The 10,380-nt window shown below is 63.1% G+C and carries 6 protein-coding genes; 2 read left to right on the top strand and 4 right to left on the bottom strand.

The features are described 5' to 3' along the window. From HGEM_RS09610 to HGEM_RS00730, 3 genes are all read right to left on the bottom strand, one after another. Positions 1–2,034: BspA family leucine-rich repeat surface protein (locus HGEM_RS09610; protein WP_154646784.1), on the bottom strand; the 2,034-nt coding region annotated here is incomplete at its 3' end. A gap of 36 nt (positions 2,035–2,070) precedes the next feature. Continuing rightward, positions 2,071–3,771: a DUF3825 domain-containing protein gene (locus HGEM_RS00735; protein WP_019127483.1), complete on the bottom strand. Its 1,701-nt coding sequence runs from the start codon at positions 3,769–3,771 to the stop codon at positions 2,071–2,073. Positions 3,772–4,010: 239 nt separating this feature from the next. Further along, entirely contained in the window at positions 4,011–5,147 is a 1,137-nt protein-coding gene (locus HGEM_RS00730) for a BspA family leucine-rich repeat surface protein (RefSeq protein WP_019127482.1), read from the bottom strand. A gap of 244 nt (positions 5,148–5,391) precedes the next feature. On the opposite strand from HGEM_RS00730, the gene HGEM_RS00725 reads away from it, so the two are divergent. Together HGEM_RS00725 and HGEM_RS00720 are read left to right on the top strand one after the other, a co-directional pair. Next, complete coding sequence (locus HGEM_RS00725; RefSeq protein WP_019127481.1) at positions 5,392–6,666, top strand: SLC13 family permease; 1,275 nt, start codon at positions 5,392–5,394, stop codon at positions 6,664–6,666. Further along, positions 6,663–8,021 carry a DUF2252 domain-containing protein gene (locus HGEM_RS00720; protein ID WP_019127480.1) on the top strand — a complete coding sequence of 453 codons (1,359 nt, stop codon included), beginning with the start codon at positions 6,663–6,665 and terminating at the stop codon, positions 8,019–8,021. The genes HGEM_RS00725 and HGEM_RS00720 overlap by 4 nt, the downstream gene beginning before the upstream one ends. Before the next feature lie 150 nt (positions 8,022–8,171). Here the strand turns inward: HGEM_RS00720 and HGEM_RS00715 are convergent, their stop codons facing one another. After that, positions 8,172–10,010, bottom strand: a complete 1,839-nt coding sequence (locus tag HGEM_RS00715) for a carbon starvation CstA family protein (protein ID WP_019127479.1) — start codon at positions 10,008–10,010, stop codon at positions 8,172–8,174. Between the last annotated feature and the right edge of the window lie 370 nt (positions 10,011–10,380).

Here is a 10,380-nt window from a genome sequence, read left to right as displayed (position 1 = left end):
GTAGAACATCGACTTGAACGACTCTACATGCGGCGTCCTGAAGCCGGAGACATCGAGTGCCTCGAGCCCGCCGCAGCCGTAGAACATCCAGCCCATGTCCGTGGCAGACGAGGTGTCGAACCCCGAGACGTCGAGCTCCCGCAGCGAGGAGCAGCCGCAGAACATCGACTTGAACGACTCGACGTACGGCGTCCTAAAGCCGGAGACGTCGAGCCGTCGCAGCGAGGAGCAGTCGTTGAACATGAAGTCAAATGACTGGACCTTGTCCGTCTTGAAGCGTCCAACATCCAACACGACGAGCGCCGAGCATCCATTGAACATGCTGGTCATGGAGATGACCTTCGATGTGTCGAAGCCACCCACGTTGATCCCCTGCAGCGCCGCGCACCCGTGGAACATGGCATTCATGCGCTCGACCTGCGAGGTGTCGAACCCGAACACGTCCACGTATTCGAGCGACGAGCAATCGTGGAACATGAACTGCATGTCAGTCACCGCAGAGGTGTCCAGGCGGTCGATGTGCAGCAACTCGGTAAGGTTTTTGCACCCCGCAAACCACGCGCGCATCCTCGCAGGGCGAACCTTGGTCAAAAAGTCGACGATTTTGATACTCTGCCAGGGAGAATCGCTTTGCCACTCCTTCACGCCCCACCCACCGCAGCTCATGTCGTAGCACGGCCCCACGTGTTCGGCAGCGTACGTCACGCCGCGGTAACGGTATTCCCGAATGTCTACGGTTTGCTTGCTGTCGCCGAAGACGAGCAGGTCGGCCTCTGCGTCCGAAAACGGCGTGCCATCGGGGCCGGTCAGCTTGTACACGCCGGCGAGTACGACGCCCGACTCGACACGGGCACCCTGCTCGGAGCCGCCCCCATCCTCGAGCGTCGGCGTCACTTCGGGCACGTACGTCATCTGCTGGAAACGCTCGTCATCCGTACCCTCCGCCACCCGCGTGAGCAGGCGACGAATATGGAGGCGATCGCGGGCGCGCGGATCCCAGGCGGTGCAGAGCGCGATCGCCTGGCCAAGCAGCAACTCGCGCTCCTCATTCATATAGTCTGGGAGGCTCAGGCTATCGCGCTTCTCCTCGATCAGTGCACGAAACGCATCGTCGTCATCGAGCTTCACCTCTCCACGCCAGAAGCCCGAAACATCGCCGCGCTTGGCGTACTGCACCGAATACCTCGGCGCCTTGCGCAGCGCGAGCTGGTACATCAGGGCGCCGAGCGACCAAAGATCGACCTCTGGGTCGTTGCGCAGGTCATACAGCTCATCGTGCTCGCGGCAGGCTTCCGAATCCCTCTCTCGCAGCGCGAACTTGGGGATTGACTCCGGGGCGCAGTACTCCACCATGCCCATACGCGGGTGCACGCCCGGCGCAAATGAAGGGGTCACGTCCTCGTCCGCATACTTAGACTGGCCGAAGTCGATCAGGTAGACCCAATCGAAGACCCCGTCATCCGAGGAGCATCGCACGTACACGTTCCAAGGCGACAGGTCGGCATGGGCGATCCCCCTCTTCTTCCCCTTCCCTTGCTCGGCAAGAAGGTCGAGCACGTCCAGCATGCGCAGGCCGAACGTCGCGACCTGCCCCGCTCCGAACGGCCTGCGGTGTTTCTGCAATACCTTATCGAGCCGCTCAGCGGGACTGCCGACCTCCTCCATAAGGAAGGCAGGGCTGTACGTGACACCGCCAGCCCCGTCGTCGATCACGAGGAACCCGCACGCGTAGGCCTGCGGCACGTGGCCGTCGAGTCCGTCGAGCGCGCAGAGCATATCGTACTCATCGTATAGAGCGCCCCATTTCGCCTTGCGGCGGAGACGCTCGCCTGCCCGGTACGGCTCCGGAAAGCGCTTGAACACCTTGAGGATGCCGCCGACCGGCAGGCCGGGCTGGATCGGTACGCGGTAGATCGTGGCGTAGCCGCCCTCGTCAATCCGGCTTGCGGTCAGCGGATCGATGGACGACGAGCCGTTCTTTCCGACGACCGGCGCGTTATACCACACGGACTCCAACCGGATATGCTCTCCCATGTCCTTCTCCCCTGCTCACATGCGAAGGTACCTGCGCTACACCATGAACTTCATCCACGCCGACTCGGCGAACGACAGCTCGTCGCCAGAGGCGAGCTCGGTCTTGGAACCTTTGGTCAGCTTTTGAACAGACCCGTCGAGATGGCGCACCTTGGTGCCGTTCACATCGTGCTGCTCATAGCTCCAGGTGCCGCCGGCGCACGTGAACGTGCCGTGCCGCTGTGACACGTACTTGAATGTACGTATCGAGGGCAGCACGATATCGGGCGCAGGGTCACTGCTGCGACGCGCCACGCCGATCACGTCGCCGGGCCGCACCACGTACGTCCCCATCGCGGGATCCTCGGGCGCCAGGCGAGCCAAGCGCGAGGATGGGTCGTCTTGCTCATCATCGTTGCCCAGCCGCGGCGTCATAGACGGTGCGATCGTACTCGAGAAAGCCGAGTCACCGCCTGCCGGGGTAATCGAGCCCTTAGCGGCCACAGACGGGAAGGCCGACTCAATCCACCCCATGAGACCGTCGACGCGTTGGAGAGTCCGCGCGTGCTCGTACGCCATCTGCAGCGAGTAGATTGTCTCGCCCTCGTAGTAGCAATACGGCGCCCCGTCGCGCTGGACCTCGATCCTACGTGCTACCAGCACCGCGTCCACACGGTCGGCATCGACCAAGCTCAGCGGCAGGCAGAAGAAGACCTCGCCGCCCTTGCTGCGCTTCGGATTCCACGACGGGATGGCGCTGGAGAACATGTAGCGCGCCCGCGTCTGCGCAAGCTCGCACGCGTCACTCAGCGCCCGCCACAGCGATCGGCGCAGGCGCTCGTCGCCGTCCACGATTCCCTTCAAGGGCTCGAGGAGCTCCTGGCGTTTCTTGGGATCGGATTCGCGCTCCGCCTCATCGATGAGGGGCGCCGCTTCAGCAGAACCCGCGAACAGCACGCGCAGGGCAGAGGGTTCGACGCGGTTCCAGCGCAGCATCAGATGCTCGAAGTCCGGCACGAGCTCGAAGGAGCCGTCGTACACGACGTCGGTCAGAGTTCGGTAGTACACGGCTCGCTGGGGCATGTCGGTGCCGAGCGCGCGGACAAGGCGCTTGCCAGCATTGCCCGAGCCCTTAGTGCAGAACGACTTGACGATCCATTCGGCTTTAGCCTTGCTGTTCGGCTCACAGAAGCAGTAGATGTCCTCGAAGTTACGGTTGACCAAACCCGTGCAGAAGACCGCGAACTTGCCCTGGGCATCCTGTCCGTAGCGAATCTTCTCCTCGTCCAGCAGATGCAGAAACGTACCGTTGAGATACCAGCTGAGAATCTCATGGCCGCCGTCACGATCGGTAAACGACCACGGCTCGGGCAGAGCGAGGTCCATGAGCTGCTTATATGCGCTATCCGACACGTAGGCAAAATCCCACAGCCTCTGGTAGGGACGTTGGGAACCGTCCTCGCGATCGATGCCGTAGGTGTAGTACGGCTTGGGATTCTTGCGCGCCGGCTTCTTGTTTGGGTCGCCCTGCTTGAGCTTCACCACAAGCACCTGCTCTTTGCCCGCTTGGTCGCGGACGGACATCTGGAAGCGCATGATGTCGCGCATGCACTTGTAGGACTTATCGGCAAACGCCTGTTTCCAGCCCGCCTTGAGAAGGCCTTCCGCATCGGTTCCCCCCGTCGTCCGGTTGACCGCCTCACGGGCAGCATTGGTGATAGCGCAGAATTCGAACAGGTCGCCGGTGATGGTATCCATGGCATCAGCCTCCCATGTCAGTGCTTATAAAAAATGGTACCGCTATCCAGCGCTCGTCGGACGGTGCCGGCGAGGCATTCCTCAGACGTTAATTGGCGGTTGCAGGATGCTCGCAGACGCTCCTCCCGTCGTGGTTGGCAAGGCTACGATATCGCCGGGCGGCGCCCCTGTTGCGCAACACGAAGGGCGCGAGCGCTGCGGCGGGAAGCGAGCGCCGCGGCAGCGTGACACCGCAAGCGCTACGGCAAGGGCGCCGGGCAGCCCTCGCGAGCCCGATAGGCGTCCTCCGCCAGCGCCAGATCAACGAAACCGCCGGGGACATGTTCCAAGCTCTTGCAGCCGAAGAACAGCCGCGCCGCGTTTCGGATGTTCTCCATGCCACGTCCCTCGTGCGCGATGCGCTCCAGTGCCGTGCAGCCGTCGAACATGCCCTGTGCGCGCAAAACGCCAGAGAGATCCATGGTGCCGAACGCCACCTCGCGCAGCAAGGCGCACCCGTCGAACATATAGCTCTCGTCAATGAGTTCATGGGTGCCCCAGCCCGCCAGGCTCGCACGCTCGATCGGCGTATAGGAGAACATGCCGCGCGCCGCCTGCAGGCGAGGCATGCGCCACATGGACACATCGAGTTGCGAGAGGGACGAACAGCCGCTGAACAGGAAGTTCGCCTCGCGGACGCTCGCGGTGTCCCACAACGCGCAATCGAGCTGCGACAGGCGCGCGCAAAAGCGGAACATGCCGGAAAGGTTTTCGATACGACCGGTCTGCAGGCTATCGGCGCCCGTAATGCGCGCCAGGTTGCAGCAGCCATAGAACATCCGCTCCGCCGTGACGAGCCGCCCGGTTCGCGCGCCGATGAACGAGACCTCGTCGAGCCAGGTGCACATCCGAAAGAAATCGGACGCGTCCTCGAGGTTCGGAGCACCCAGCGCCGCGAAATCGAACGAGTGCAGTCTACGGCATCCGCGAAACATGCCGCCCGCCTCGCGCAGCTCAGGAAACCCCTGCGCGGGAAGGACGACCTCGCGCAGCTCGCGGCAATCTTGGAACATGCCCCATGCGCTGCGCAAACGCGAAGCGTCAAATGCCGAAAGATCGATACGGCGCAACTCAGAGCAGCCCGCGAACATCTCGCTCGCGTCGTCTGCACCCGCGCCGCCGAGGCACGTCAGGTTTTCCATGCCGTCAACGGCGGTCAGATGGCGGCAACCCGCGAACAATCGATCCAAGCGCTCCACCTGCGCACCGGACTGCACGCTCACCGCGTGGACTTGGTCGGCGATCTGCTGCCAGGGAACCTCGTCCGCACACGGGACGAAGCCGTCGACCACCAGCGTTCCGCCGTCGTCCAGATACCAACCTTCGTCGCTACGCATGCGGAACCTCGCTTCCTCGTTCGGAACATGGGAGCAGTCGACCGGGCGCTTCGCCCACCTGAAGTGTACCGCACGCCATCGCGTTGTTGCGCACCCGTAACAGCGCAGCGTATGCCCCATGTATCTCCTGCCGCACGCCCCCGGAGCCGCCGCCCGCGCATCTCGGTGAAACCATAGCCTTGCCAGCGGAAAGCGCCTGTCATACGCTAAGCGGGCTCCATCTCATGTGAAACGAAAGGCTCCCATGGACGCGTTCATGCGTTTTGCTCTCAACGTGCGCGAAATCGTGCGAAAAGACCCCGTGCTCGTCGTGGCCATCGTGCTGGCGATCATCTCGTGCGCCGCCGTCCCGCCCGACGCTGCCTATGCGGAATACGTCGACCTTCGCACCATCGGCATGCTCTTCAGCCTCATGACGATCATGGCCGGGCTCTCGCGTCTCGGCGTGTTCCGCATCGCCTGCCGGCATCTCCTAAGCGCCGTACGCGGACCCCGACGCCTCGCGCTCGCACTCACGCTCCTCGCCTTCTTCTCGAGCATGCTCATCACGAACGACGTCGCCCTCGTGACGTTCGTCCCCTTCGCCCTGCTGGCGCTGCGCACGCTCGATTCCCCACGCCATGCATGCTTCACCGTGGTCATGATGACCATCGCCGCGAACCTCGGCAGCATGCTCACGCCCATCGGCAACCCGCAGAACCTTTACCTCTACAGCACATCGCACATGGCTCTCACCGACTTCCTGCTGCTCATGCTGCCTTATGCCGCAGCAGCGCTCGTGCTGCTCGTGGGCGCGATCGCGTTCTTTGGCCGAATTCCAGAGCACGCGAAGGAGAAGGCGGCGCGCAGCGTGGACGCGGGCAACCCGGCCAGCAGCAGCGAAGACGGCAGTGCGGACAGCCCGGCAACTTGCGGTGAAGCCGACAACGCTGCTAGCGCCACGGACGCCAACGAAACCCCGCAGCTCGCCAGCGATGCCGACGACCCCGCACCCTCCCCGCTCCGCGTGCTCCCCTGGGCGGCACTTTTCGTACTCGCCCTGCTTTCCGTCGCGCATATCCTCCCCTACCAGGCAATCGTCGCGGTAACCATCGTCGTGGCGCTTGCCGCAGACCGCCGCGCGCTTCTGCATGTGGACTACGCGCTGCTGTTCACGTTCATCGCGTTCTTCGTCTTCGTTGGCAACGTCGGCCGCATCGAGATGGTGAGCACCGCGCTCGCGCAGCTCATCGATGGCCACGAGCTCGCCGTCTCCGTCATCGCGAGCCAAGTTCTCTCGAATGTGCCTGCCGCCATCTTGCTCTCCGGCTTCACGTCGTACTTCGCTGCGCTCATCGTGGGCACGAACCTCGGCGGCCTGGGTACGCTCATCGCGTCCATGGCGAGCCTCATCTCGTATAAACAGGTAGCACTCGTGCTCCCGCGCGAGAAGGGCCGCTATTTCATGCTGTTCACCGTGTGGAACATCGCGTTCCTCGCCGTACTTGCGGTGCTTGCCGCCGTGTTGGAGGTGCTATGAGCAACAGCCGAACTACCCGCACGCAAACCGCCCCTTCACTCGAAGATTTCGCAGTTTGGAGCGTCCAGCCCAACCGAACAGACGCCATCGAGCTTATAGATGGACAATCCGCCACCCGCGTACCCGAGCTCGTGCCGCTCCGCTACGAGCGCATGGGCGCCTCACCTTTCACGTTCTTTCGCGGCACGGCCATCATCATGGCGCACGACCTCGCCACGCAGCCGGTCAGCGGCATCGAAGTGCAGTGCATCGGCGACGCGCACATCGCGAACTTCGGCGTCTTCTCGAGCCCCACGCGCCATCTCGTGTTCGATGTTAACGACTTCGATGAAACCGCGCCGGGCCCATGGGAATGGGATATCAAGCGCCTCGCCGCGAGCGTCGAGATTTGCGGGCGCGACCGGGGCTTCGCCAAGAAAGACCGCCGAGACGCCGTGCGCGCCTGCGCCAAGCAGTACCGCCGCTCGCTCTGCAGCTTCGCCAAGATGGGGGAGCTCGATGTGTGGTATGCGCACCTCGACGTAGAGCAGGCGCTCGACGAGTTCGAGCGCGACCTCCATGGCAAGACCGGGCGCACCGTGCGCCGCGCGGTTGAGAAGGCGCGCCAGAAGGATAACCAGCGCGCCGCCGATAAGCTCGCCCATCGAGTCGGCGATGCGCTGCGCTTCAACTCGCAGCCTCCCGAACTCGTGCCCCTTAGCGACCTTGAGGCGCTCCAGGGCTACACCGACAGCAACGAACTCTTTGCAGCCTTGCAGGAGCTGCTTGACTCCTATCTCGCGAGCCTTCCCTACGATCGGCGCATGTTGCTGGAGCACTACCACGTGCACGACGCGGCACGCAAGGTCGTGGGCGTGGGCAGCGTGGGCACGCGTGCATGGATCGCGCTGCTCGCCGGCAAAAACGCTGACGACCCGCTTATCCTGCAGGCCAAGGAGGCGAGCGAGTCCGTAGTCGAGCGCTTCTGGCGGCCCGCGCCCTTTGCCAGCCACGCCGAGCGCGTGGTGCAAGGCCAGCGGCTCGTGCAGTCCACGAGCGACATCTTGCTCGGGTGGACCAAAGCCACCGCGCCCGACGGCACCGCGCGCGATTACTATGTACGCCAGCTCTGGAACGGTAAGGGGTCAATCGACCTTGAGCGCATTGGTGCCGGCAGCTTGGAAAGCGTCGCCCGCTTGTGCGCCCACGCGCTTGCGCACGCACACGCCCGCACCGGCGACGAATTGGCCATATCGGCCTATCTGGACGACGGCGACGCGTTTGAGGACGCGCTCTGGAACTTCTCGCAGGCATACGCCGACCAGAACGAAGCCGACTACGAGGTCTTCATCGCTCGCAACGGCACGCGGGCGTAGTGAATGAAGCCATTTCTTGGCAATCGGGCACCTCAAATTGACTCAGCCCAAAACCAACAAGCCGCGAAGGGCACCTGCACCCTTCGCGGCTTATCTCGTCGGAAGAAATGATAAAACGAACCGGGTTCGTTTTATCATTTTGGGAGGGTATTAGGCCTGAGCCTTGGCGCCGTCGGCCGGAGCCTCGGGGCGCTCACCATGGCTGTAACGAGCCTTACCCATCTGCGACCACTCGGGCTCCTCGTCGGGGATGGAGCCGGCCTCCTTGGTGAAGAGCTCCTTCAAGCAGTTGTATGCCACGAAGATGCCCAGAATCACGATGAGGATTGCGAACACGAGCTGCAGGCCGGAAGTCGCGATGACCGCCATGCCGCCGGCAGCGAGCGCGTTCGCGCAGCTGATGATGCTCTGCACAAGCGAGGTGAACGTGCAGGCGAGCAAGAACGCCACGGGAACGTAGAGCATGAAGCCCTTGCGGCCGGTGCACTTGCAGAACACCGCGAGCGTGATCATGGTCATGCCGCCAAGCAGCTGGTTGGACGCGCCGAAGAGCGGCCAGATGTTGTTGTAACCGCCAAATGCGAGCGCGAAGCCGAGCGCCAGCGTGAGCACGGTGGCAACCCAGGTGTTCGAGAAGACCTTGGCAAGGCCGGTGTTCTCGGCTGCCACATCCTCGGCGGCGTCGTCGCCCTTTGCGAAGAACTCCTGGAACGAGAGGCGGCCGATGCGCGCTACAGCGTCAACCGAGGTCAGCGCGAGTGCGGAGACGCACATGGTCATGAACACGGTGGCCAGCGTCCCGTTCACGCCGAAGGCCATCATGCCGCGCGCCACACCCTGCGAGAAGATCTGGAACGGCGTGCCCTGAAGCGCGCCGGCGGCGCCGGTGTTGTTGATCTGGGAGTACATGATGGCGGCCACCACGATGGCGAGCACGCCCACGAAGGATTCGACGATCATGGCGCCGTAGCCCACGACGACGGTATCCTGCTCCTTCTCGACCTGCTTGGACGAGGTGTTGGTGGAAACGAGGCTATGGAAGCCGGAGAGCGCGCCGCATGCGACCGACACGAACAGCAGCGGGAACAGATAGCTGCCGTTTGCGGCGAGCGCTGAGATGTCGGCGACCATCGGGGCGGTCATCGTGGCCTCGCCGTTGGCGCCGAGCACGAAGATGCCGAGCACCGCGCACACGATCATGACGATCATCATGATGCTCGTGAGATAGTCACGCGGCTGCTTGAGGGTCTGGATGGGCATAGCCGCAGCGAACAGCAGGTACACCGCGATGACTGCGAACCAGCCAAACTTGCTCAGATATACCGGGAACTGCATGCCCACGGCGAACATGAGAACGAAGAGCACCACAGCAAGCAGGAGCTCTTTCCAACCGCTAAGGCCGAACTTGCGGTTGATCCAGCCGAATGCGATAGCAACGAATGTGAAGAGGATCGAGATGGTGCCCGCCGTGCCACCGGCATAGGAGGCGGCCGCGTCCACGGCGCCATCGGCGGCGAAGGTGGCCTGGAAGGTGCCGGCAACCATGTCCACGAAGGCCGCGATCACGATGATGGTGAACAGCCAGCTAAAGAGCAGGAACAGACGGCGTCCCGTGCGACCGATGTACTTGTCGATGAGCTGGGCGAGCGACTTGCCGTTGTTCTTCACGCTGGCATAGAGCGCACCGAAGTCGTGCACGGCGCCGAAGAAGATGCCGCCCACGAGCACCCACAGAAGCACCGGCAACCAGCCGAACATCATCGCCGCGATAGTACCCGTGACCGGGCCCGCACCGCAGATGGAGCTGAACTGGTGCGAAAACGCCGTGAAGCACGAGGCGGGCGAGAAATTCTTGCCGTCCTCCATGCGTTTGGCAGGGGTAAGAGCCTCGCGGTCGATCCCCCAGGTCTTTGCCAGCCATCGACCATATACGAGGTAGCCGGCGGCAAGCACCACCGCGGCCACCACAACGACGACCATTCCGTTCATGACACGTTCCTTCCCTCGGAGCCCCGAAGATGATGCGATCTACATTCGCGCCTGCCGGCTCACCGGCCTGGGCGCATCGCGCGAGCACGGGCAGATACAAAAAAGCGAGGGCCTCGATATACGACGGCCCTCGCCTTACAGCCGCCCGCGATGAGCGCGGGCTGGCGATATACCAAACCCGCGCTAGCTAATAATCTCACCCGAAATTAGTAGGTAAGCATGCATCGCAGAGCAACCTTTCGTTCTATCGAGCGCGGCCCCGTGCCGCCCTCGCTGCCCTTTCGGCGAACTAGATTGTGTCGCTTTAGTTGAGTGGAGTCAAGGAATGTTACAGAACTGTTGCAGGCTGACGTCTTGTCAAGCACGGAGG

This window comes from Enorma massiliensis phI, assembly GCF_000311845.1.
Lineage (GTDB): Bacteria > Actinomycetota > Coriobacteriia > Coriobacteriales > Coriobacteriaceae > Enorma > Enorma massiliensis.
The sequence above is the reverse complement of the archived record's forward strand: the minus strand, read 5'-3'. Positions and strand labels throughout refer to the sequence as shown.